This window comes from Streptomyces sp. NPDC096136 (genome assembly GCF_044763325.1).
In the GTDB taxonomy this organism is placed as follows: domain Bacteria; phylum Actinomycetota; class Actinomycetes; order Streptomycetales; family Streptomycetaceae; genus Streptomyces.
Window position 1 is genome coordinate 187,144 of sequence record NZ_JBIWFZ010000001.1, and the last position, 20,910, is coordinate 208,053.

Sequence of the window (20,910 nt, forward strand, 5' to 3'; positions counted from 1 at the left end):
CCGATGCGCGGACTCTTCTGCCCCGCGGGCGACGAGTGCGCCGCGTCGGCCGTTGCCTCCCGGATCGGTTCGCCCGCCGGGACCGCAGACGGCGCCGGGTCCCGCATTCCGCCGGGCGGGGTGACGTCCTCGACCGCAGGGCTTGTCGGCGCCGCGCGGCGCCGGAGAAACCGGCGATTCTCCAAGGAAACCCACCCCTTCGCGCACCCAGAGCAGCGGCCGATCATCCGGCGCGGGCACATCCGCATAACTGTCAGCTACTGATTAGTCAGCGGCAGACTACAGCATGCCACTCCACGGCCATTCAAGCCTCCGGATGTGCCGATGCCTGCCGAGGCGACCCTTGTGGGCCCATCGCTCGCTCAGTAGTCTGCCGCTGATTATTCACGTCGTTACTAGTGCTCGGCGTGCTTGTGCCGGTCGCTGTAGATGGAGAGAGATGTTCACAAACCTGCAAGGCAAGTTGCGCCGGCGAATGCGTGCACAGAGCGAGACGACGGAAGCCGGCTTCACGCTCATCGAGCTTCTCGTGGTCATCGTGATCCTCGGCATCCTGTCCGCCATCGTCGTCTTCTCCGTCCGCGGCATCAACGACAAGGGGCAGGGTTCGGCGTGTAAGACCGACAAGTCCACGATCCAGACCGCGGAAGAGGCGCTCTTCGCCAACAGCGGCAAGTACGGCTCCATGCAACAGCTGGTGGACGGTGGATTCCTGTCCAGCGCCTCCGCCTGGTACGACGCCACTTCAGCCGCACCTAACGCCACGTACGAGATCACGCCGAAGAACCCGAGCCCCTGCACCTGACAGGGGAGTTCTGGCCCGATACGTCGGCTGTCGGCGGCGCCCGACGGTCGGGTTCGCCAGGTGGCATCGGAAGTGCCGCCTGGCGAACCGTGTTCAGCGGCCCGCGGTAGCGGAATCGCCGGAATCGCCGTGGGCATGGACCAGCGTGCGGCTGGTGAGGTCGGCCGCAGCGAGATTCACGGGCGCATGGAGCGCCGGCATGGACCGCTCTCATCGTGCCCATAGCGGCCGCTACGCCCGCTAAGGCACCATTGCGCCCATGCGAATTGCACTTTTTGTGGTCATTGGTCTGCTGGGACTCGCGGTGGGGTCGTTCCTCAACGTCGCCGTATCGCGAGTGCCCGCCGGCCTTTCGGTCGCGCGGCCCCGCTCCGCCTGTCCGCGATGCGCCACGCCGATCGCGCTCCGGGACAACATCCCCATCGTGTCCTGGTTCCTGCTGGGCCGACGCTGCCGGGCCTGCCGGGTTCCGATCCCCGCGCGTTACCCGCTCATCGAAGCGCTCACCGCGCTCCTGTTCGTCGCCATGGCGCTGCGCTTCGGCAGGTCGGAAACGCTACCGGCCGCCCTGGTCTTCACCGCAGGGCTGCTGGCTCTCGCTGCCTGTGACGCCGAACAGTTCCTGCTCCCCAGGCGGCTGATCTACCCGACCCTCGCGCTTACCGCCGCTTGTCTGCTCGTAGCCGCGGCGGCCACCGGCCAGTGGCATCGGCTCGGCGTGACCGCGGCCTGCGGAGTGGGCGGATTCGCTGCTTTCTTCGCCCTGCACTGGGTCCGGCCGACCTGGCTCGGATTCGGCGACGTGCGCCTGGCCGGCCTGCTCGGCACCGGGCTCGGCTGGCTCGGTCCGTCGTACGTCGTCTTCGCGGTGCTGGCCGGCAGCGGCGCCGGGTTGCTGGTGGGCACCGCTCTCATGGCCATGGGGCGGGCGACCCGCCACACCCGCCTCCCCTTCGGCGTGTTCCTCGTGGCCGGCGCCATCGCCGCGACCCTCATCGGCGCTCCTGTCGTCCATTGGTACGAGACCGTGAGTGACCTGAACGCGACGGGTGCGCCGCTGACAACGGGCCGCCCCTGACACGAACACCCGGGCTAGGACGTCAGGCGCCGGGCCGGTCACCGGCTCCAGGCTCGGTCGACATCACAGAGCACCATTGACGCCCCTTACCGAGGTTACCTAGCAGTTACTCTGGTCACCATGGAGCAACCTGATCTGCCACTCGCCGAGTGGATCGTACTTGCGCTCGTGGCCGAACGATCCAGCCACGGCTTCGCCATCGCGGCCCTGACCGCGGAGGGCGCAGAGATCGGTGAGTTCTGGTACATCTCGCGACCCATGGTCTACCGGTCGATCACGCGGCTGGTCGAACGCGAGCTGATCACGGCGGTCGGTGCTGAGGAAGGCAATCGCGGACCGCAGCGCATCATCTACGCCGCCACCCGCTCGGCGAAGGCGACGGTCACCCGGTGGCTCAGCGAGCCCGTGACCGAACTGTTCGACGTCCGCGCCGAGCTCACGTGCAAGCTTCTGCTGCTCCAGCGCCGCGGCACCAGCCCGGCCCGGCTGGTCGAGCGTCAACGGGTCGTCATGGACGAGATCGAGGAGTCGCTGCGCGCCAAGGAGGAGGCCGCGGGCGACCACATCGCCCGCGCGAGCTATGCCTTGCGGCTGGAAGACGTCCGCGCCGCGCGCCGGTTTCTCGACGCCGTTGACGTCGACTCGACGCGGTCGGCCATCAAGACCGGCTGACGTCACGCTTGTACGCGTCCGCCTCTCGGTATCCGCATCACCGCTGCGGGCTTGCGTACGGCTCGGTCCGGCCGCCGGCACCGGCCGGCAACGACCACGACGGACGGGCCCGGCGATCGCGTCTTCGCAATCGCCGAGCCCGTCGGCCCAATGGGCAGCCGCCGGAATCAGCCGGTCGGCTACGGCACCTCTACGACGGTCTCGCAGGAGCCTCCGGCCGCGATCGAATCCGTGCCCGAGAGCGTCGGGCCGCCGTTGGCGTCGCCGGCGCAGACGTCCGTGTCGCTACCGCCGGAGAGACTGTCGCTGTCGGCGCCACCGACCACGGTGTCGTTGCCGGAGCCACCGGAGAGTGCATCATCGCCGGCCCCGCCACGGACGACGTCGTTGCCGCTGCCGCCGCTGATGAGGTCGTTGCCGTCCCCACCGTCGGCGTAGTCGTTTCCACTGCCGCCCGACACGGTGTCGTTGCCGTCGAACGTGCAGATCGTGTCGTTGCCGCCGTTCCCGCTGACGGTGTCGTTCCCGTTGCCCGTCACGATCACGTCGTCGCCGCTCGTCCCGTTCACGATCCCGTTGCCGGTGATCGTTGCGGCGAGACCGTTGCAGCCGGCCGAGACGTTGATCGTCACGGTGGCGACGTTGGTGTCGTCCGCGCCGTCGGAGGCCTTGTACGTGAAGCTGTCGCTCCCGACGTAGGCGCTCGCGGACTGGTAGCTGAACGAGCCGTCCGGGTTGAGGGTGAGGGTGCCGTGCGTCGGGCCGGTCACGACTGACGCCGTCAGCGTGTTGCCGTCAGGATCCGTGTCGTTGCCGAGGACGCCGGGAGCGCCGACGACGAGCGGGGTGTCCGCGCCGACGTGGGTGTACGACTCACTCGCCGCCGTCGGCGGCCGGTTCGTCGTGTTGAGCAGCACCGACGCGTCCTTGACGTACGTGGCCGAGCTGTTGCTGTTGGCCGTCACGACATCGGGACGCCCGTCGCCGTCGAGGTCGGCCACCGCCGCGGCCTGCGGGTTGGTAGCGCCGTTCAGACCAAAGGCGAGCGGGCTGCCGAACGCACCCGTACCGTCGCCCTCGAGCACGATGACCTGGTGCGAGCTGGAGCTGGAGACGACCAGGTCGGCGTGGCCGTCGCCGTTCAGGTCGGAGACCGACGCGGAGGTGAGGTTCGATCCCGCCGACAGGACGCTCGCGGCGGCGAACCCGCCGGCACCGTCGCCGAGCAGGACGGCGACGTGCCCCGGCGTGCCCGGCGCCACGATGACGGCGTCCTGCTTGCCGTCCTCATTGACGTCGGAGAGCGTGAGCTTGGACGGCAGCGTCAGGCCCGCCGGGACGCTCGACGCCGTCCCGAAGCCCCCGTCGCCGTCGCCCAGCAGCACGGAAAGGGTGCCGGTCGAGGAGTTCGACGTGACGAGATCCAGGTGGCCGTCGCCGTTGAGATCCGCGGCCGCGATGCCCTGCGGGCCGGTGCCGCCGGCCAGCCCGAAGCGGGTCGCCGCACCGAACGTGCCGTCGCCGTTGCCGAGCACCACCGCGACGTTGTTCGTGTTCGTGTTGGCCGTCGCGAGGTCCGGCTTGCCGTCCTCGTCGAAGTCGCCCACGCCGACGCTGGCCGGGAAGCGCGCGACACACGGGTTGTCGCCCGTGGTGTCGCATCCGGGCGTCGGGTTGAGTTCCACCGCCGCCCCCGCGCCGAGAGCGCCGGAACCGTCGCCGAGCCAGACCAGGGCGACGTTGCCGCGCGAGTCCTGGCTGACGACATCCTTGTGGCCGTCGCCGTTGACGTCCTGGATCAGGGCCGAATTGATGAAGAGGCTCGACGAGGTGAGCGGTGCCGCGTACTTCGTCACGGCGCCGAAGCCGCCGCCCGAGCCGAGGAAGACGCCGAGGCCCTCGGTGCGGATCGCCGTCACGAGGTCCGGCTTGCCGTCGTCATTGAGATCGCCGATCGCGACGGCGGCGCTGCCGCGGCCGTTGTCGTCGAGGTTCGCCGCGGTACCGAAGCCGGTCGTGTCGGCGCCGGCCGCTGAGACCGGGGTGGCGGCCATCACGACGGTCGCCACCGCGAAGACGAGCGCCGGAATTCGCCGGCGGGATGATCTGTTCATGGATGAGGCCCCTCCTCAGGGCCCGATGCATAGGCATGGATGGCGCGCTCCGACATGACGACGGGTGATCGACTCCGCTAGTCAGTCAGTGACAACTTGGAGGCGCGGTCGGTGCGCATCACGTGGCGGGACCGTCGGCGGGCGGTGCTGGTACCCGGCCGACGGTCCGTTGCCCGGTGTTCCGGATCGCCTAGTAGCCGTAGGCGGAGAGGGTCGACTGGATGGTGCTGTCGAAGTCCCACTGGTTGTTGAACAGGTCGTCCCAGGCAGCCGCCGCGCCGGTGTTGCCGCCGGTCAGGGCGACGCCGAACTGCTGGATGGCTCCGTAGCCGGAGTACGCGCTCGGGTTGACCTCGGTCCACGTGTTGGGGTCATTGCTCGTGGTGCCGTTCAGCGAACTCGACGTCCAGCTCACGTTCGCGACGTTTGACTTCGCGACGAGACCCAGCTGGGTGTTCCCGCCGGCGTTCGCCGTCACCGCGCCGCGCACCTGGCTGATCCCTGATTCCAGGCGCACCTTGCAGGCCGTGCCGGCGCTGTCGCACGCGCTGCCCCGGAACACGTTCTGCCCCGGTCCGCTGTCGGTCCAGGTGAACCCGTTCTGCGTCAGCGCCTGCTTGGACGCTGCACCGAAGGGCGCGGAGGCCGGGTCCGCCACCGCGATCCGGTGCCCGCTCGTCCCCAGCCAGCTCACCACCCCCGACATCGTCGTGGGCGCGCCGCCGGAGACCGGCGACGCGTCACACCGAGGCGACTGCGCCTTGCCGTTGCCGCTGCCATTGGCGTCCGCCCCGAACGCCAGCGGCGGACTTCCCGCGTTGGACGGGTCGTCACCCTTGGTCGATCCCGCCCAGCTGCCGTTACAGCTGTAGATCGCCAGGCGCCCGATGGCCACGGCGTGCTTGGTGAGGGCGTCACCGTTGCACTCCACGCTCCCGCTCGCCGTGCACGTCCCGCCGTCCGCTGTCGGGATGACCGCGTCCACGTTGGTCGCGTCCGCCGACAGGAACGCGTCGATGTGCAGCGGTCCGTCCTGGCAGTTGTTCGAGGAAGAGGGGTTGCACGTCGTGTAGGGTCCGGCGCTCTTCAGCTGCTGGCGCAGATTTCCCGAGGTGATCCCCCGCATCGTCGACGTGTCGATCGCGGGCTTGTTCCAGAACCCGCCGACCTGCGAGGCGGTGTTCGCCGTGAACGCGGTGAACCCCTCAAGCGACGCGATCTGCCCCTTCATGTCCTTCAGGGCGGGGTACATGTTGTTCGCGACACCGACCTGCGAATCCGTCGTGGCGAACGCCGCCGGCGCCGCGGCGGCGATCAGCGCCGTGGCAAGCGCACCCGCCGCGAACACGTTCCGTACCCGGCGCATCGCGGCGCGGACGGAGGTCGGGGCGCTCTGAGTGCGTCTGAACTCTTGTTGCATCTGCTACTCCTCGTGATCCGGTTCGCGACGGCCGCTGCACCGGCACCCTTTGGGTGCGATCAGGTGATGTCCGAGAGCTCCTGGGCATCTGCCAGGTTTTCGGCATGGCGGTGCCGCACCTGCCTAGATGGTGCTCACGCGTCAACTCGGTAGTCAATCGTTGACAACCGCGCTTGCTGCGGATGTAATGCCCGCATCAAGCCCGATGCGGGTCGGCGGGTGAATGCCGCCGGCCCGCATCGGCACGTACCGGAGGGGCCGGCGGCATGATGGGCAGAGGCGTGGTATGGCACTGTTGAGCAGATTGTCGGGCTCGCGCGCGATCAAGCGGGGTGCGCTTGTCCTCGCGGTGGTGGCGGTAGCGCTGGTCGTCGTGGTGCTTGCGCGCGGTGGGTCGGGAACGGCTGCCCAAGCCAAGAAGCCCGACCGCGAGTGGTGCACGCCGGGCACCCCGCGCTCCGCCCTCTGCCCGAACAACAAGGTGTTCGATGCGAAGGAATACGCCACCCACGGCGACGCCTTCGAGTGCGTCCAGTTCGCCAGCCAGGCGGACGCCCAGGCGGTCCTGCGGGCCGATCCCGGCGATCCGAACCACCTCGACGACGGAGGTGGCGTCGCGTGTCGCGGATTGCCGGAACCCCGCGACACCAAACCGGTTCCCCGCCCCGCGCCGTGCGGTCCCGGCGACGCCCGCAGCGCGCTCTGCCCGCAGCCGGACCGGGCCTTCGACGCCCGCTACTTCCTGCGCTACGGCAATGACGCCTACGACTGCCCGGACTTCGCCAGCCAGGCGGACGCGCAGGCCGTCCTGCGCTTCGCGCCGGCCGACCCGAACCACCTCGACGCAGACGGGAACGGCATCGCATGCCCGGACCTGTCGGCGCCCAAGGACGCCAAGCCCGTGCGACGGGGAACGCCGTGACACGGCAAGGGCCCGCGCGTGCGCCTGGGCCGGACGTGACCCATCGATCGAAAGAAGCCCCGACTGCCATGACACCGGACCATCGCCTGTTCCCCCTGGGCACCAGACGCCAGGACGGCTTCACGCTCATCGAGCTGCTCGTGGTGATCGTGATCCTGGGCGTCCTCTCCGCCATCGTGGTGTTCTCCGTCAGGGGCATCGGCGACAGGGGGCGCAAGAACGCGGTTGCCGCGGACGCGGCCACCCTGCGGACAGCGGAGGAGTCCTACTGCGCGAAGCACGGGCATTACGGGACGGTCGACGATCTCAAAGCCGACGGGCTGCTGACCAGCGAACCGGTCTACAACATGGTGGCGGTCGGCGAGGAGAACAAGTGTGGTCGAGGCGAGAAGTCGTCGTTCACGCTGTACGACACGTCTCCAATGGATGGCGCGGTGGCCCCGGTCACGGTGGGTAAGGCTCCGACCGACCTTGCGGTCGACGAGAAGGCCGATCGCGTGTACGTCGTGGCCGGAGGCGGCGGAACCGGCACCGTGACCGTGATCGATGGCAAGACCGACAAACCGATCGGTGCTCCGATCGACGTCGCCGGCGCAGTGTCGAGCCCGACTCGGATCGCGGTCAACTCCGGCACGGGGCAGGTCTACGTCGGAGGTGCGAACGGCATCGCGGTCATCGACACGGCCAACGCCAATCGAGTGACCCGCGTCGACGGCTTCACGACGCCCGTCGCCGGCCTGGCCGTCTCTCCCGAGAACGGTGAGGTCTACGTCGGCTCCGGTGGTCCGAGCATCTCGGGGGTCGCCGTGATCGCGGCCGGAAGCTCGACGGCGACACCGATTCCCTTCCCACAGGACGTGGTGGGAACTGCCGGCGCGAGCTTCGGCATGGACTTTTCGTTCGACCCCGCGCGCCATGCGGTGTACCTCACGAAGGCGGGCAACGGCGCGGGCGTGAGCCCCGACACCGGTCTCCTCGCCATCTCGTCGCAAACCCACAGAGTCACGCTCGTGGCGCGCTTCTCCACGAAGGCGGCCTGCAGCACCGGCACCGAGGACGGACTCCTCGCCAACTCCGCTCGAGGCAGGACCGTCGTCGATCCGAACCGCAACCTCGTCTACCTCCTTGCCAGGAGGTGCGTGCAGGACCCGGCGGCTCCGGGCACGTGGAAGACCGTCGCGACGACGATCGCCGTCAACCCGGCCGACGGTACGTCAACGGCGATCGACGACCCGGTGGGACCGGCGTTCGGTCCCCAGACCGCGGTCTACAGCCCCGCGGCAGCCTCGGTCTACGTCTACTCCGTCGGTGGATCGGGTGGTGCGCAGTGCGGTGGTTCCGGGGGCCGCATCGACCAGATCGTAGGCACGAAGGCGACGCGGCAGGTAACGGTCTGCGGACTGTCCAATGCCGGCGGAACCGCAGTGAACGCCGCGCACAGGCTCGCCGTGCTGAAGAAATTCAACAGGCTCTTCGTCACACAACAGAAGACCGACAAGGCGCCGGGCGGCCTCGGGGTGGTCGACGGAACCACGCTGCTGACGCAGGCTCCGCTCGGCACGCCCCTCCAATACGGCGCGCTGGCCGTGAACGACACGACGGCGAAGCTGTACGCGATCGATCCCGTGAACGAAAAGGTCGCGGTGTTCCGGACAGGATCGGACTAGGACCATGCCAGACCAGTCACGCAACATCCACCAGGGCCGGGACAACCGGCCAAGGCCGGGTCGTGTCACCTCCATCGCGGTGGTCGGTGTGATCGCGGCGATCACACTGACCGGGTGCGCGGGCAGCGAAGCCCCGGAGCGCACGTTCGACGTCGGTCCGTACGTGCACAAGGGGCACGTGGTCGACTGCGGCGCGTTCAAGGCCCAGGCGGACGCGCAAGCGGTGCTGCGGGCGAACGCATTGGACCCGAACGGACTCGACCGGGACGGCGACGGCATCGCGTGCCCGAACCTGCCCAAGCCGACGGACAAGAAGCCGGTCCGCCGTGACTTCATGACCGACGTGGACGGTGCACCGATCATCGAGCCGATCAAACCATCGGCGACGTAGCAGCAGTGCGTCATGCTCGGCACGGCGTCTTCACCGACGCGCACGGCCGGGCATGGCGCACCTGGTCGGGTCGCCCTATGTGGGTCGTGCGCGGGTCCGCGAGGACCAATGGCCGGGTCAGACGAGGTCGAGCAGCTCCGTTTGCACGGCGGTGTGGCCGCGGTGCTCGTCGACGAGGTGGATGTGAAGGATCCAGTGGGCTCGGGACCCGTCCGCCAGTGTCCGGCGCAGGGGCCGGTCGTTGTCCGGGCTGATGTAGGCCTCCGGCCGTGCCGCCCGCGCATGCGCCGTGGGCGGGGTGCCGGTCAACCGACCGCAATGCCAGGCGCCCAGACTCCGGCCGGCCTTGACCGCCAGGCTGTGGACCTGCGCGTAGAGCTCGCGACCAGTGAGGGAATCGTCGGCCTGAAAGGCATGCCGGGCATCGGTGGCCAAGGCGGCCAGGTCGTGCACGAGGCGCCGGCGCACGAGGTCGTCACCGAGGGCCACGGTCCGGGCGAAGCCCGTCTCGTACGGGGCCAACAGCGACTCGAAGTCCAGCACGACCAGGTCCCGCGTGCCGATGACCCGTTCCGGCCATCGCCCGCCTACCACGGTGTTCGAGCCGGACCGCACGAACCGACGGGGGACCCGGCCCGCTCGGACGCCGAACACGTCCCGGGCGATCAGGGCGATCCGGTTGTCGACTTCCTCCTCGCTGCGCCCGGGCTTGATCACCTCAGTGCCGGCCACCTGCGCGAACAGGCGCTGCGCCATGTGCTGGCCTCCCAGCAGGTGCAGGCCGCGCAGCCCTATGTCCATCCGGTCCAACGTCGCCATCGTGAGTCCTTGCTGTCAGCCGTACCCCCGCCGCTTGCTGCCGGGCCGGCCGGCGCTTGGGCCAGCACCCAAACCGGCCGTGGCGCGCCGGAGCGGTCCCAAAGGGGGTGGTGATCGATTGGGGCGATGGAGGAGCCCTGACCACGTGGCCGAACCTAACAGCGTCCGCAGCGTGGCATCACCGGTCGATCATCCAGCGCTCGGCGGGTTGCGGCCGCCGTCCTTGGTTCGCCGTACGAGGGCAACCGCCCGCAACAACAACTGCGCCGCACGTACGAGCTGTTGATGTCGTCGCAGAAAGTGTTGTGCGGGGGCGTGGAAACAACCATCAGTAGATGGGCCTGAGCTACCTCTTCATCTCCCACGACCTGGGGGTCATCTGATGGATAGCCGACCGGGGGAGTGATGGAACGGGGCAGTCAGGTCGTGTCGGGAACCGCGGTCGGGGGCGTTGGCGGCTTCCGGATCGGAGTGGTGGCCGCGATCATGGGCGTCGCAGGTGGCGAGTTGTTGATTCCGACCCTCGTGCTGCTGTAGGGCGTCGACATCAAGATCGCCGGAAGGCTGTCCCTGCTGGTGCCGCTGCCGACCATGCTGGTCGCGTTCGCCCGCTACAGCGTGACGGCAGCTTCGCCGTGTTGCGGGCGACCCTTCCTTTCGCCCTGCTCCTCGTGGCCGGCTCGACCGTGGGCGCCCTTCTGGGCGGGATCCTCCTGGGGGCCGTTCCCGACGTGGTCCTCATTCCGGCGCTTGCGGTCATCCTTGTGGCTCAGCGATCAAGACGGCCCGCCACGCGGCGCCGGGCAAGGCGGCGGTCTGAGCTGTTCTCAGAGCGTCATGCGGTGTGGTCGTACGGCAGCCCGGGGAACGGCACGTGCCAGGAAGTGGCCGGCGGCGTCCTCGTACTCTTCCAGTTGCCAGCCCGTCGCCTCCAAGGCGGTGCGGAGGTTGTCTTCGGCGAGGAGGTCGTCGGGGTCGAGGGTGCGGCCGTGTCGGGCGGCGCGTTCTGCGCGGCCCGAGGGGTGGAACAGGACCAGGACGCCCTCAGGCGCGGTGACGCGAGCCCATTCGCCGAGGGCGGCGTGCGGGTCGGGGAGGTGGTCGAGGAGGCCGGCGGAGAAGATTCCGCGTACGGATGCGCGGGGCAGGGGGAGCTGCGTGCAGTCGGCGGCGAGGAGCTGGCCGTCACGGGTACGGCCGTGGCGTGCGGCGGCCGCGAGCATGGCAGGAGTAACGTCGATGCCGAGGACGCGGCCTTCGGGCCCGACCTGGGCGCGGAGCGCGGCCATGGCCCGGCCCGTACCGCAGCCGAGGTCCAGGGCCAAGCCGCCGGGGGCGAGCCGCATGCGGCTGACCCCCGCCTCGTAGGCCGGGGTCTGATAGGCGAACCGCTCCTCCCAGGCGTCGGCCCGGCGCGTGAAGAAGGCACGGGTGGCGGTGTGCTCGGCGCGGGCGACGACGAGTGCGGCGAATCGGCCCAGGAGCTCCTCGCCCCACGGGTCGAGGGCGAGGTCGGATGGTGACTCTTCCGCCCACGTGGTGGCCGGCGGGAGGAACCGTACGCCCCACGCACTGGCGCCGACCCGGAACGCCTGCTCCGGATACCCCTCGCTGCAGGCCAGCACGACCGCGCCGGCGGGCAGCTCCAGGGTGTCGAGGGCAGGCCTGAGGCCAGGGGAGGGCCGGGCCGTCCCGCCGAAGACCGGATCGGCGCCGGCGGCCGCCGTGAACCGGACCGTCCCTTCGGCACCGGGGGTGCCTCCGGAGCCGGTGTGCGTTGCTCGCCCCCTGTCCTTCGCGAGGAACCGGGCTCCGGCGCCGAAGGCCAGGACGGGTACCTCGGCGGCCAGGGCGTCCCGAATGAGTGCTGAATGAGGGGTGTCGGCGAAGAGGCCGGTGTCCGATGGAGCGGATCGCGGTCCGCCCAGGATGAGGAGGCCGTCGACCCCGCTGAGGTCGGCGAACGGATCTTCGTCGTCGGAGATCATGAGTGTGCGGGTGGCCAAGCCCGCCGAGGCGAGCACCCTCTGCACCGCGGGTGGAGTCTCCGCGGGAACGGGCTGTACGACGACGACCGCCATCTCTCACTCCTCACATTCGAGCCGGTCTGGCGACATCAGGTGGCATTCAAGCAAGGATGCGCTCATTCAGGCCGCATATGCCAGACCATCTTCGTCTGTGAGATGTGAGCCGTCCCCCTCGTGGGGGTCGCAGGACCCCTGTGCGCCGAACACCGCGATCGGCGCACAGGGTCTCCTGCAGGCGGTCCCGTGGCGGGGAGAGCCGCTCTTCCGCCCCGGGCCGATGCGTGTCAGTCAATCAAGGCCAACCCCGGAGGGGCGACTGGATTCGGACACGGAAACAAGCCTGCGCTACCTCAGTGTCTCGGGTCAATCATCCAAGAGGTGAATCTGCCAGAATGGACAGCATCTGCGAGGTCAATCGCCCACTCGGCTTCGCCACTGCCCATTAGGCGTGTATGAGTCGAGACGAGGTGCGCAGTGCGCAGCAGCCCCCTTCCTCCTGGGCAGCGCACGGTCAAGGGCTGGCCGGTTTCGCACTACGGACCGGTCCCCAGGTTCCGTGCCGACCGCTGGAACCTGCAGGTTTTCGGCGCCACCGCGACGGGCGAGAAGTACGCCTGGGTCTTCGACGAGGTCCTGGCCCTTCCCTCGGTGACGATCGCCACCGATCTGCACTGTGCCTCCGGTACCACCACCGTCGGCCACGAGTTCTTCGGGGTACCGGCGTCCGTCCTGCTGGATCTGGCGCCGCCGGCTCCGGACGTCACCCATGTCATGGCGTGGGCCGAGTACGGATACAGCGCCAACCTCCGCCTCGCGGACTTCGCCTCCGACCGGACGCTCCTGGCAACACACCACAACGGCGAGACGCTCACCGCCGAGCACGGCTTCCCGTTGCGCCTGGTCGTCCCGCACCTCTACGGCTACAAGGGGCCGAAGTGGCTGCGCGGCATCGAGTACATGACCCAGGACCGACGCGGCTTCTGGGAGGAGCGCGGGTACCACACCATCGCCGACCCGTGGACCGAGCAGCGCCACTCGTACCAGGAGGACGGCGGCGCGTAGGTGAGCGAGCATGGTCGGGATGTGGGATTGGACCACCGCCGCGCATCGGGATTGGAGATTCCGCAGAACTTTCGCGTAACGGCTGGCACTTGAGATTTGTTCGATATCTTTCTCCCTGCATTTGCCAGCTGGTTGGGTGATCATGCCCGCAAACGCGTCGGGACGGCCCAGCCCGAGAGAGGAGTCCCGTCGTGGTCCGTCGCGCATCGCTGCCCGCTGTGGCCGCCGTCGCTGTTCTGGTGCTCGCCGGCTGTGGCGGCAACGCCCCGGTGAAGGCCACCGGTTCTCCGGCTCCGTCGTCGCCCGCCCCCGGTGCGGGCTCCTCGAACGCGGCCGCCCCGGCGCCGGCGCTGAAACCCGGTGAGGTGAGGGTCGCGGGCCAGGTGGACAAGCCGTACACCGTGACGCTGGTCTCGCTGCGAGGTCTCCCGCAGATATCGGTCGAGGTGGAGTACACCAGCGCCAAAGGGCAGCAGAAGCACACCTACCAGGGAGTCCTGGTGCACGACGTGCTCAAGGACGCGCAGCCGCGCTTCGACGCCTCGAAGAAGAACGGCCAGCTGCGCGGCGTGGTGGCGGCGACCGGCGGTGGCGACTACCGTGCGGTCTTCGCCTGGGCTGAACTGGACCCCGGCTTCGCCAAGTCGCAGATCCTGCTCGCCGTCTCCGAGGACGGAAAGCCCTTCGACGACGCCGCCGGCCCGAAGCTGGTGGTCCCGCAGGACACGAAGGGCGGCCGGTACGTCTCGGAGCTGAACCAGCTGTGGGTGGGCACCGTGGACGCCACCGTCGACGGGACCGGCGGAGCCTCCGGTGCCGGCCACTGACGAAGAGCCGCCGGCGCAGGCCGGTCCGGCCGCCGGTTCCCGTCGGCGGGTGTCCCGCCGGGCCCTGCTCACCGCCGGCGGTCTCGCGGTCACGGCGGGGGGAGGGGCCGCCACCGCGGCGGCCCTCCGGGGCGGGGACGGGACTGGTGCCTCCGCTCTCATCCCGTTCCACGGGCGACAGCAGGCCGGAATCCTGACGCCCCGCCAGCAGTACGTCCGGCTGGCCGCCTTCGACTTCGGGGCCCGTGCGGACCGGGGCCGGGCTGCGGCGCTGCTGCTGCGCTGGACCTCCGCCGCGGAGCACCTCGTACGGGGTGAGGCCGTGCCGCCCGAGCTGGAGCCGCCCGGCTCCCGGGCCGCCGAGACCGGGGCGCTGGCCGGCACCGCCCCGGCCCGGCTCACCCTCACCTTCGGACTCGGCCCGACCTTCTTCGACCGCACCGGCCTGACCGCCGCTCGCCCCGAAGCACTGGCCCCTCTGCCCGCCTTCGGCGAGGACCAGCTCGACGCCGCCCGCAGCGACGGCGACCTGCTGGTCCAGATCGGCGCCGACGATGCCTTCGTCGCCGCCCACGTCCTGCGCGCCCTGCAGCGGCTGGCCCGCGGGGAGGCCAAGCTGCGCTGGACCATGACCGGGTTCACGGCCGCCGACGGCCGGCGCAACCTGATGGGCCAGGTCGACGGCACCAACAACCCCGACCCCGCCAAGGCCCTGGTCACGGCGCCGGACGCCCCGGCCTGGCTCACGGGCGGCTCGTACGTGGTGATCCGGCGCATCCGCATGCTCCTCGACCACTGGGACACCCTGCCGCCCACCCACCGCGAACAGGCCCTCGGCCGGCGCACCGCCGACGGCGCCCCGCTGACCGGCGGCAGCGAACGCACACCCGTCGACCTCAACGCAGCCCGCGCCGACGGGGTCCCCGTCATCGCCACCAACGCCCACATCCGGCTCGCAGCCCCCGCCTCCAACAACGGGGCCACCATGGTCCGGCGAAGCTGGTCGTACCACGACGGCCTGCGCGCCGACGGCACCCCGGACGCCGGACTCCTCTTCCTGGCCTGGCAGCCCGACCCGCGCACCGGCTTCATCCCCGTCCAGCAGCGGCTGTCGCGGGGCGACGCGCTCACCCGCTACCTGGTCCACGAGACCTCCGCCCTGTTCGCCGTACCCGGGGGCATCCGCCCGGGCGGGTACGTGGCTCAGGCGCTCATGGAAGGGTGAGGTGCGCGGCCGACCGGCCTCAGAAAAGGTCGAGGAGGGCCTTGTGCGTGCCGCCGAAGCCGGTGTGCTCGTCGACCAGGTGGATCTCGAGGAGCCAGTGGGCCTGCCAGCCGCCCGGCGTCGTACGGCGCAGCGGCTCGCCGTTGTCCGGCCCGATGTATGCGTCCGCCTGCGCGCACATCGGGTTGGCGGCCGGAGTCTCACCGATCACGTGGCCGGCGTGCCATCCGCCGAGGGTCCAGCCCGCCTTGCCTGCGAGGGCCTGGAGTTCGCCAAACAGCCGGCCGCCGGTGATGTGCCGGTCCGCGTGGAACGTCTCCCGGCCCGCGGCGAAGATCCTCGGCAGGTCTTCGCAGAGCTTCAGCCGTGCCGGGTCGTCGCCGAGGACGACGGTGCGGGCGAAGTCGGTCCCCTGGCCCGCGAACAGCGGACCGAAGTGCACGGTGACGGTGTCGGCGGCGCCGATGACACGGTCGGCGGGCGGCTCGTCACCGCACGGCAGCAGCGTGTGCGGCCCGGAGCGGACGATCCGCCCGGGCCACCGTACGCGGGTGCCGAGCAGCTCCCTGGCGAGGTCCCCGATCCGGTCGGTGGCCTCGTACTCGCTGCTGCCTGCCGCGATCAGCCCGCGCCGGACGACCTCGGCGAACAGGGCCTCGGCCTTCCGCTGGGCCTCCACCAGGCCAAGGGCCCGCAGCCGCTCGTCCATCCGGTCGGGTATCGCCATCGCGTTCGTTCTCTTTCTCGTCTTGCGTTGCTACGGGGTCGCGCGCACGATGACGAGCGACCCTTCGTACGAGTCATGGCTGCGCAAATGCCCGAACTCCGCGTCCCAGGCGCCGGATTGCAGGTCGTGCCGCAGGGTCTCGTCGAAGTGTTCGCGGACCCGGTCGTCGACGAAGCTCCACGCCGAACAGGCCTGGCGGGCCGCCGGGTCGAGCAGTATCTCGGGTCGGCCGTAGTAGGCCTCGTTGAAACCGTCGGAGCAATCCAGCGGAATCGGCACGGTCGTGACGGTGCCGGTGCCGCCCAGCGCGGCGGCCAGTTCCTCGACGCTCGGGTAGCGCCGCGCCTCGGTTTCGAGGACCTCCGGCGCATAGCGGTAGAGCCAGAAGTCGCGGACCAGCGCGGGGTCACAGGTGAGGATGACGACAGGTCCCCGGGTCACACGCCGCATCTCGCGCAGCCCGGCCCGTACGTCGGACCACTGGTGCACGCTGAACAGCGTCATCGAGGCATCGAACTCCCCGTCCGCGAAGGGCAGGTTCTCCGCAACCGCGTCCACGGCGTCGGCGAGTCGCGCCGGGCGCTGCGCCCGCATCGCTCCGGACGGCTCGACGGCCGTCACGCTGCGGGCCGCGCTCTCGTACGATCCGGCGCCGGCGCCGACATTGAGCACGGTCCGCGCGTCCCCCAGCGCCTGGGCGATGAACCGGGCGATCCTCTCGTCCGGGCGGCGGAATGAGGAGTAGCCGGAGCCGATCGTGCCGTAGTCGACGTCGCCCGCGCTGCCGTCCTGGGTGCGTGTCGTCATGGGGGTTGCCTCGCTTCGTGAGCAGGGACGTGTGGACTCCCGCACGCCCTGCGGTTGTGCCGCCCGGGCAAGGGGATGGATGTGATCCGGGTGGGGATGTCACGACCAGAGCGGGAACCGTCCCCAGCCGGTCGCGGTGCGCTCGTAGCGCAGACGTGAGTGGACGCGGCTCGCCGCCGCCTGCCAGAACTCGACCACCGTCGGCGCGAGGGTGTAGAGCGTCCAGGCGGAGTCGACGAGCGAGGGCTCCTTCCCGACCATGGCCAGGGCCTTCTCCAGGGCCTGGTCGCGTTCGGCGGTGTCGGCCAGGTACTGGCTCTGCCGGCCGAGCAGGGCCTCCGCGCGGGCGGTGGCTGACCGGGCGAGGAAGTCCTCGGCATTGTCCGTCGTCGATCCCGGCGTGACGGGCCCGCGGAGGCGGACCTGCCGACCATGCTCGGGCCAGTAGAAGGTGAGCGCGGCCCGTGGGTGGACGGACAGCTGGTGGCCCTTGGGGCTGAAAGCGTGGCCGGCGAACTGCCATCCGGAGGTGTCCACGCCCTTGAGGATCAGCACCCGGGCGTCCGGGTCGCCGGCCTCGTCGACCGTGGACAGCGTCATGGCGTGCGGATCGCGCAGCCCGTCCGCGACCGCGTCCGACAGCCAGGACAGGAACAGGCGGACCGGATCCTCCGGAGCGTCCTCGGGTGCGAACTCGGGGAGCGACCCCGAGAAGACCTCCAGGCCACGGAGCCACCCGCGGACGTCATTGATGCTCCGCTCTCTGCTGCTCACCTGACACCTCCCGGTCGGAACAGGTTGATGCTCCATCCTGCATCTGCGGCTAATATTCGACAATCTCCTGGCAAATGCTTGGCCTATTGCCCAAATATGGCCGTGCCTGAGTGGGAGGAATTGGGAGATTGTCACAAGTCCGAGCGCATGCCCCTCAGTGAGCTGCGAACTGGGGTCACTCGCTGCTACGTGGGAGGGGAAGGCCTGATGACTGCAGTGGCACCGGACGAGCAGGAGGCTCGGCGGACCGCCGGGCTGGTGGCGGCCCAGGAGAAGGCGGTCGCGCTGTTCGCCGCGGTTCAGGAGCTGGGGCTGGTGGCACCGGGCCGGGGTGAACGCGAGGTCAGCGACCTGATCCGAGATCTGGCCAATGAGATGTTCGGAACCACCAAGCACTGGCACAAGCGGATCATCCGTTCCGGCGCCAACACGCTCCTGCCGTACCGGGAGAACCCGCCGGACCGCGTCATCGGCACCGACGACGTGGCCTTCGCCGACTTCGGCCCGATCTTCGAGGAGTACGAGGCGGACTTCGGCCGCACCTACGTCTTCGGCGACGACCCGCACAAGCACCGTCTTCAGGCGGACCTGCCCCGCATCTTCGACGCCGGCAGAGCCTTCTTCGCCGCCCACCCGGACATCACCGGCCGCCAACTCCACGCCGAGGTCGAACGCTTGGCTGCCGAAGCGGGCTGGACCCTCGGGATCTGGCACGCCGGCCACCTCGTCGGCGAGTTCCCACACGAGACGAATGAGGGCTCCAAGGCCGAGTCCTACATCACACCCGACAATCACACCCCGCTCCGCCGTACCGACCGTGCAGGCCGGACCTGCCACTGGATCCTCGAACTTCATCTGGTGGACCGCGACCGCGCCTACGGCGGCTTCTACGAGCAGCTCCTCGACCTCGCCTGACTCCTCGAGCTGCCCGTCAGCGGTGCCTCATGGAGGAGGGCGGCACGTCGAAAGCGCGGGTGAACGCGTACGAGAAGGCCGCCGGGGAGGCGTATCCGAGCACCGTCGCAACCTCGGTCACGCTCCGGTGGCGCAGCAGCGGGATCGAGGCGAGCAGCCGGGCCCGGGACCGCCAGGCCGCGGGGCTGGTCCCCGTCAGGTCCCGAAAGCGGCGGGTGAACATGCGTTCGCTCATCGCGGCGGCGCGTGCCCAGTCGGTGTTGGTCACCGCTAGGTCGGGGTCGGCGAGGTAGCCGCGGCACAGCCGGGCGAACGGCTGCTCGTGCGGGAGGGCGACGTGCAGCGGCACCTCGGACAGTGCGGCCGTCTCCAGCAGGATCAGCGCGATCACCGCGCTGTCGCGGCGGTCCGCCGCGTAGTCCGCGTCCAGGTCGGCGGCGGCGAGCAGCAGTTCTCGCAGCAGGGGCGGTACTGCCACGACCCGGCAGGCGGTGGGCCACCACGGCACGGCGGACGGGTCGACGTAGAGGCTGGACGTCTGCGTGTCCAGCATCCGCACCTGGTGCCGGACCCGGGGCGGGATGAGGACCGCCCGTTCACCCGGGACGGTCCACGCTCCGTCGTCGGTCTCCACGAGCATCGTGCCGGTCGCGGCGTACAGGAACTGCGCCCGGCGGTGCTCGTGCCAGGCCAGGAGGGTGTCCGGCGGGTAGTCGGTCGCGATCGGCAGCACCTCGGCGGGGAGGTGGTCGACCCGCGCGAGGGGCACGTTGCGCATGGCGGCAGCCTATGGCTGGAACTCGAAAGGGTCGGACCGGCATTCGATCGTCGGCACGGCGCTGTCTCGACTGGACTGGGTCCATGAGCGTTGTGGTTCTCCTTGTCGTCGTCGGTGTCCTGACCGGACTGACGACCGTGCTGTTCGGCTTCGGCGGAGGTTTCGTGACCGTCCCCGTCATCGTCTGGGTGGACGCCGCCGCGGGCCCGGCGGCGGCGACCGTCGCGGTGGCGACCTCGTCGCTGGCCATGGTCGTGAGCTCGGGCGTGGCCACCGCCGCCACGCCCCGGCCGGTGCTGCGCCGGCTGCGGGGCACCGCCCCGCTGCTGCTCCTGCTCGGGGCCGGAGGGCTCGTCGGCGCCGCCGCCGCGAGCTTCGCATCGGCTGGGCTGATCCACTGGGGGTTCGTGGCCTATCTGGCGGTCACGGTTTTGGACGTCCTCGCCCGCCCGGGGTTCCTACGCCCCCCTTCCGCCGCCGCCGAGGACGCCGACGGACGCGAGGGGTTCGCGGTACCGGCCGTGCTCGGGCTCCCCATCGGCGCGGTCGCCTCGTTCCTCGGCGTCGGAGGCAGCGTCATGACCGTACCGCTGCTGCGGCGTTCGGGACTTCCGATGGATGCCGCCGCGGCCCTGGCCAACCCCCTCACCGCCTGCATCAGCGCCCCCGCGTGCGCGGTCTTCCTCGCAGGTACCCACGGAACGGACACCCGGGCCCTGGTGTCGGCCGTCGGGCCCGTCGACCTCGGCGCCGCCGCCCTGCTTCTCGTGGGAGCCCTCCCGGTCGTGGTCCTCCTGCGCCGAAGCCCACCGGGCCTCGCGGACCGCCTTCACGCCCGGGCGTACGTCGCCCTGCTGTGCCTGGTGCTGACCGTGATGCTGGTCCGCACACCGTGAGGATGTGTTCGCGTCGGGGGAGCAGTAGGGCGGCCGGTTCTCGGAGGTCCGAACGAATCGGAAGTGGCCGCCCGGTGGCTTGCCCCGAAGGTGGGAGCCAGGCGTAGCAGCGGAGGCAGCCCACCGGCGAGGATGCCCGATATGAGCACGGACCAGGCCCTCCATCCCCTCCATCCCCTCCAGCCGAAGCGCTCGGCACCTGCGGCGTTCGGTGCGGGAGCGGCGATCGGCGTTCTGGGCGGGATGATCGGGCTGGGCGGGGCCGAATTCCGCCTGCCGCTGCTGATCGGCCTCTTCGGGTTCGCTGCGCTCTCGGCCGTCATCCTGAACAAGGCGATGAGCCTGGTCGTGGTCCTCGTGGCGCTGCCCGCCCGGCTGGCCACGGTCCCGGCCGCCGAGGTCGCCGCCCGCTGGCCCGTCGCGGTCAACCTGCTGGCCGGCAGCCTCTTCGGCGCGTGGGCCGGCGCTTCCTGGGCAGTGCGCATGCGCAGCACCACCCTGTACAAGGTGCTGGCCGCCCTGATGCTCCTCATGGCCGCCGCGCTCGTGGTCACCCACACCACCACCCTGGACACCCTCACGCTGCCGCCCTGGGCGCAGATTCCCGCCGGCGTCGCCGCCGGGTTCGGCATCGGCGTCGTCGCAGCGATCATGGGAGTGGCCGGCGGCGAGTTGCTGATCCCGACGATCGTGCTGCTGTTCGGCCAGGACATCAAGGCCGCCGGCAGCCTGTCCTTGCTGGTCTCCCTGCCGACCATGCTGGTTGCGTTCGCCCGCTACAGCCGCGACGGCAGCTTCGCCGTCCTCAACACCAACCTCGGCTTCACGGCGGTCATGGCCGCCGGCTCGGTCGCCGGTGCCGTGCTCGGAGGACTGCTCCTCGGCGTGTTTCCGGAGCTGGTGCTCATCCCGGCGCTGGCCGTGATCCTGCTCGTCTCCGCAGCCAAACTCGCCCGTCACGACTGAGCTGCCGGATGCCTCCCC

At 70.2% G+C, this 20,910-nt stretch carries 20 protein-coding genes; 12 read left to right on the forward strand and 8 right to left on the reverse strand.

Features of this window, described 5'->3' with window-relative positions; all coding sequences use genetic code 11:
• The first annotated feature begins 475 nt into the window (after positions 1–475).
• The 3 genes from ACIRBY_RS00795 to ACIRBY_RS00805 all read left to right on the forward strand — a co-directional run bounded on the left by ACIRBY_RS00795 (position 476) and on the right by ACIRBY_RS00805 (position 2,555).
• Positions 476–805 (forward strand): type IV pilin protein, encoded by a 330-nt coding sequence (locus ACIRBY_RS00795; RefSeq protein WP_403894019.1) that lies wholly within the window; start codon positions 476–478, stop codon positions 803–805.
• Between the two features lie 259 nt (positions 806–1,064).
• Positions 1,065–1,883 (forward strand): prepilin peptidase, encoded by an 819-nt coding sequence (locus ACIRBY_RS00800; RefSeq protein WP_403894021.1) that lies wholly within the window; start codon positions 1,065–1,067, stop codon positions 1,881–1,883.
• A 120-nt stretch (positions 1,884–2,003) separates the two neighbouring features.
• Positions 2,004–2,555, forward strand: coding sequence for a PadR family transcriptional regulator (locus tag ACIRBY_RS00805; RefSeq protein ID WP_403894023.1), 552 nt, complete (start codon positions 2,004–2,006; stop codon positions 2,553–2,555).
• Positions 2,556–2,734: 179 nt separating this feature from the next.
• Here ACIRBY_RS00805 and ACIRBY_RS00810 read toward each other — a convergent pair whose 3' ends face one another.
• Together ACIRBY_RS00810 and ACIRBY_RS00815 are read right to left on the reverse strand one after the other, a co-directional pair.
• Positions 2,735–4,669: an FG-GAP-like repeat-containing protein gene (locus ACIRBY_RS00810; RefSeq protein ID WP_403894026.1), complete on the reverse strand. Its 1,935-nt coding sequence runs from the start codon at positions 4,667–4,669 to the stop codon at positions 2,735–2,737.
• 190 nt (positions 4,670–4,859) lie between these two features.
• Entirely contained in the window at positions 4,860–6,017 is a 1,158-nt protein-coding gene (locus tag ACIRBY_RS00815; RefSeq protein WP_403894028.1) for a hypothetical protein, read from the reverse strand.
• Positions 6,018–6,375: 358 nt separating this feature from the next.
• Here ACIRBY_RS00815 and ACIRBY_RS00820 point away from each other — a divergent pair, with 358 nt between their 5' ends.
• The 3 genes from ACIRBY_RS00820 to ACIRBY_RS00830 all read left to right on the forward strand — a co-directional run bounded on the left by ACIRBY_RS00820 (position 6,376) and on the right by ACIRBY_RS00830 (position 9,069).
• Positions 6,376–7,011: a hypothetical protein gene (locus ACIRBY_RS00820; protein ID WP_403894030.1), complete on the forward strand. Its 636-nt coding sequence runs from the start codon at positions 6,376–6,378 to the stop codon at positions 7,009–7,011.
• A 68-nt stretch (positions 7,012–7,079) separates the two neighbouring features.
• On the forward strand, positions 7,080–8,678 hold the full coding sequence (locus ACIRBY_RS00825; protein WP_403894033.1) for a prepilin-type N-terminal cleavage/methylation domain-containing protein: 1,599 nt from the start codon (positions 7,080–7,082) through the stop codon (positions 8,676–8,678).
• A gap of 4 nt (positions 8,679–8,682) precedes the next feature.
• Entirely contained in the window at positions 8,683–9,069 is a 387-nt protein-coding gene (locus tag ACIRBY_RS00830) for an excalibur calcium-binding domain-containing protein (protein WP_403894036.1), read from the forward strand.
• Between the two features lie 117 nt (positions 9,070–9,186).
• Here the strand turns inward: ACIRBY_RS00830 and ACIRBY_RS00835 are convergent, their stop codons facing one another.
• Entirely contained in the window at positions 9,187–9,888 is a 702-nt protein-coding gene (locus ACIRBY_RS00835) for a M24 family metallopeptidase (protein WP_403894039.1), read from the reverse strand.
• Between the two features lie 827 nt (positions 9,889–10,715).
• Positions 10,716–11,969 carry a methyltransferase domain-containing protein gene (locus ACIRBY_RS00840; RefSeq protein ID WP_403894042.1) on the reverse strand — a complete coding sequence of 418 codons (1,254 nt, stop codon included), beginning with the start codon at positions 11,967–11,969 and terminating at the stop codon, positions 10,716–10,718.
• 420 nt (positions 11,970–12,389) lie between these two features.
• Between ACIRBY_RS00840 and ACIRBY_RS00845 the strand changes: the two genes are divergently transcribed.
• The 3 genes from ACIRBY_RS00845 (at position 12,390) to ACIRBY_RS00855 (ending at position 15,029) form a co-directional block, all read left to right on the forward strand.
• On the forward strand, positions 12,390–12,977 hold the full coding sequence (locus tag ACIRBY_RS00845; protein ID WP_403894045.1) for a molybdopterin-dependent oxidoreductase: 588 nt from the start codon (positions 12,390–12,392) through the stop codon (positions 12,975–12,977).
• A gap of 191 nt (positions 12,978–13,168) precedes the next feature.
• Entirely contained in the window at positions 13,169–13,804 is a 636-nt protein-coding gene (locus ACIRBY_RS00850) for a molybdopterin-dependent oxidoreductase (protein WP_403894047.1), read from the forward strand.
• A complete protein-coding gene (locus ACIRBY_RS00855) occupies positions 13,791–15,029 on the forward strand; it encodes a Dyp-type peroxidase (RefSeq protein WP_403894050.1) in 1,239 nt (412 codons plus the stop codon). The genes ACIRBY_RS00850 and ACIRBY_RS00855 overlap by 14 nt, the downstream gene beginning before the upstream one ends.
• Before the next feature lie 19 nt (positions 15,030–15,048).
• Here the strand turns inward: ACIRBY_RS00855 and ACIRBY_RS00860 are convergent, their stop codons facing one another.
• The 3 genes from ACIRBY_RS00860 to ACIRBY_RS00870 form a co-directional block, all read right to left on the reverse strand.
• Positions 15,049–15,756: a M24 family metallopeptidase gene (locus ACIRBY_RS00860; RefSeq protein WP_403894053.1), complete on the reverse strand. Its 708-nt coding sequence runs from the start codon at positions 15,754–15,756 to the stop codon at positions 15,049–15,051.
• A gap of 30 nt (positions 15,757–15,786) precedes the next feature.
• Positions 15,787–16,563: a class I SAM-dependent methyltransferase gene (locus ACIRBY_RS00865; RefSeq protein WP_403894056.1), complete on the reverse strand. Its 777-nt coding sequence runs from the start codon at positions 16,561–16,563 to the stop codon at positions 15,787–15,789.
• A gap of 99 nt (positions 16,564–16,662) precedes the next feature.
• Positions 16,663–17,337 carry a pyridoxal 5'-phosphate synthase gene (locus ACIRBY_RS00870; protein ID WP_403894059.1) on the reverse strand — a complete coding sequence of 225 codons (675 nt, stop codon included), beginning with the start codon at positions 17,335–17,337 and terminating at the stop codon, positions 16,663–16,665.
• A gap of 207 nt (positions 17,338–17,544) precedes the next feature.
• Here ACIRBY_RS00870 and ACIRBY_RS00875 point away from each other — a divergent pair, with 207 nt between their 5' ends.
• The gene (locus tag ACIRBY_RS00875; protein ID WP_403894061.1) at positions 17,545–18,252 is read left to right on the forward strand and encodes a M24 family metallopeptidase; all 708 of its coding nucleotides are present in this window, start codon (positions 17,545–17,547) and stop codon (positions 18,250–18,252) included.
• Between the two features lie 16 nt (positions 18,253–18,268).
• Here ACIRBY_RS00875 and ACIRBY_RS00880 read toward each other — a convergent pair whose 3' ends face one another.
• Positions 18,269–19,030 carry an AraC family transcriptional regulator gene (locus ACIRBY_RS00880; RefSeq protein ID WP_403894064.1) on the reverse strand — a complete coding sequence of 254 codons (762 nt, stop codon included), beginning with the start codon at positions 19,028–19,030 and terminating at the stop codon, positions 18,269–18,271.
• Positions 19,031–19,113: 83 nt separating this feature from the next.
• Here ACIRBY_RS00880 and ACIRBY_RS00885 point away from each other — a divergent pair, with 83 nt between their 5' ends.
• Both ACIRBY_RS00885 and ACIRBY_RS00890 read left to right on the forward strand, forming a co-directional pair.
• Entirely contained in the window at positions 19,114–19,926 is an 813-nt protein-coding gene (locus ACIRBY_RS00885; protein WP_403894067.1) for a TSUP family transporter, read from the forward strand.
• 141 nt (positions 19,927–20,067) lie between these two features.
• Complete coding sequence (locus ACIRBY_RS00890; RefSeq protein WP_403894070.1) at positions 20,068–20,892, forward strand: sulfite exporter TauE/SafE family protein; 825 nt, start codon at positions 20,068–20,070, stop codon at positions 20,890–20,892.
• Positions 20,893–20,910: the final 18 nt, after the last annotated feature.

Bases quoted from the DNA above. Each gene is read 5' to 3' on its own strand.
- ACIRBY_RS00795 (WP_403894019.1), top strand. From the start codon at position 476: ATGCGTGCACAGAGCGAGACGACGGAAGCCGGCTTCACGCTCATCGAG.
- ACIRBY_RS00800 (WP_403894021.1), top strand. From the start codon at position 1,065: ATGCGAATTGCACTTTTTGTGGTCATTGGTCTGCTGGGACTCGCGGTG.
- ACIRBY_RS00805 (WP_403894023.1), top strand. From the start codon at position 2,004: ATGGAGCAACCTGATCTGCCACTCGCCGAGTGGATCGTACTTGCGCTC.
- ACIRBY_RS00810 (WP_403894026.1), bottom strand. From the start codon at position 4,669: ATGAACAGATCATCCCGCCGGCGAATTCCGGCGCTCGTCTTCGCGGTG.
- ACIRBY_RS00820 (WP_403894030.1), top strand. From the start codon at position 6,376: ATGGCACTGTTGAGCAGATTGTCGGGCTCGCGCGCGATCAAGCGGGGT.
- ACIRBY_RS00825 (WP_403894033.1), top strand. From the start codon at position 7,080: ATGACACCGGACCATCGCCTGTTCCCCCTGGGCACCAGACGCCAGGAC.
- ACIRBY_RS00830 (WP_403894036.1), top strand. From the start codon at position 8,683: ATGCCAGACCAGTCACGCAACATCCACCAGGGCCGGGACAACCGGCCA.
- ACIRBY_RS00835 (WP_403894039.1), bottom strand. From the start codon at position 9,888: ATGGCGACGTTGGACCGGATGGACATAGGGCTGCGCGGCCTGCACCTG.
- ACIRBY_RS00840 (WP_403894042.1), bottom strand. From the start codon at position 11,969: ATGGCGGTCGTCGTCGTACAGCCCGTTCCCGCGGAGACTCCACCCGCG.
- ACIRBY_RS00860 (WP_403894053.1), bottom strand. From the start codon at position 15,756: ATGGCGATACCCGACCGGATGGACGAGCGGCTGCGGGCCCTTGGCCTG.
- ACIRBY_RS00865 (WP_403894056.1), bottom strand. From the start codon at position 16,563: ATGACGACACGCACCCAGGACGGCAGCGCGGGCGACGTCGACTACGGC.
- ACIRBY_RS00875 (WP_403894061.1), top strand. From the start codon at position 17,545: ATGACTGCAGTGGCACCGGACGAGCAGGAGGCTCGGCGGACCGCCGGG.
- ACIRBY_RS00880 (WP_403894064.1), bottom strand. From the start codon at position 19,030: ATGCGCAACGTGCCCCTCGCGCGGGTCGACCACCTCCCCGCCGAGGTG.
- ACIRBY_RS00885 (WP_403894067.1), top strand. From the start codon at position 19,114: ATGAGCGTTGTGGTTCTCCTTGTCGTCGTCGGTGTCCTGACCGGACTG.
- ACIRBY_RS00890 (WP_403894070.1), top strand. From the start codon at position 20,068: ATGAGCACGGACCAGGCCCTCCATCCCCTCCATCCCCTCCAGCCGAAG.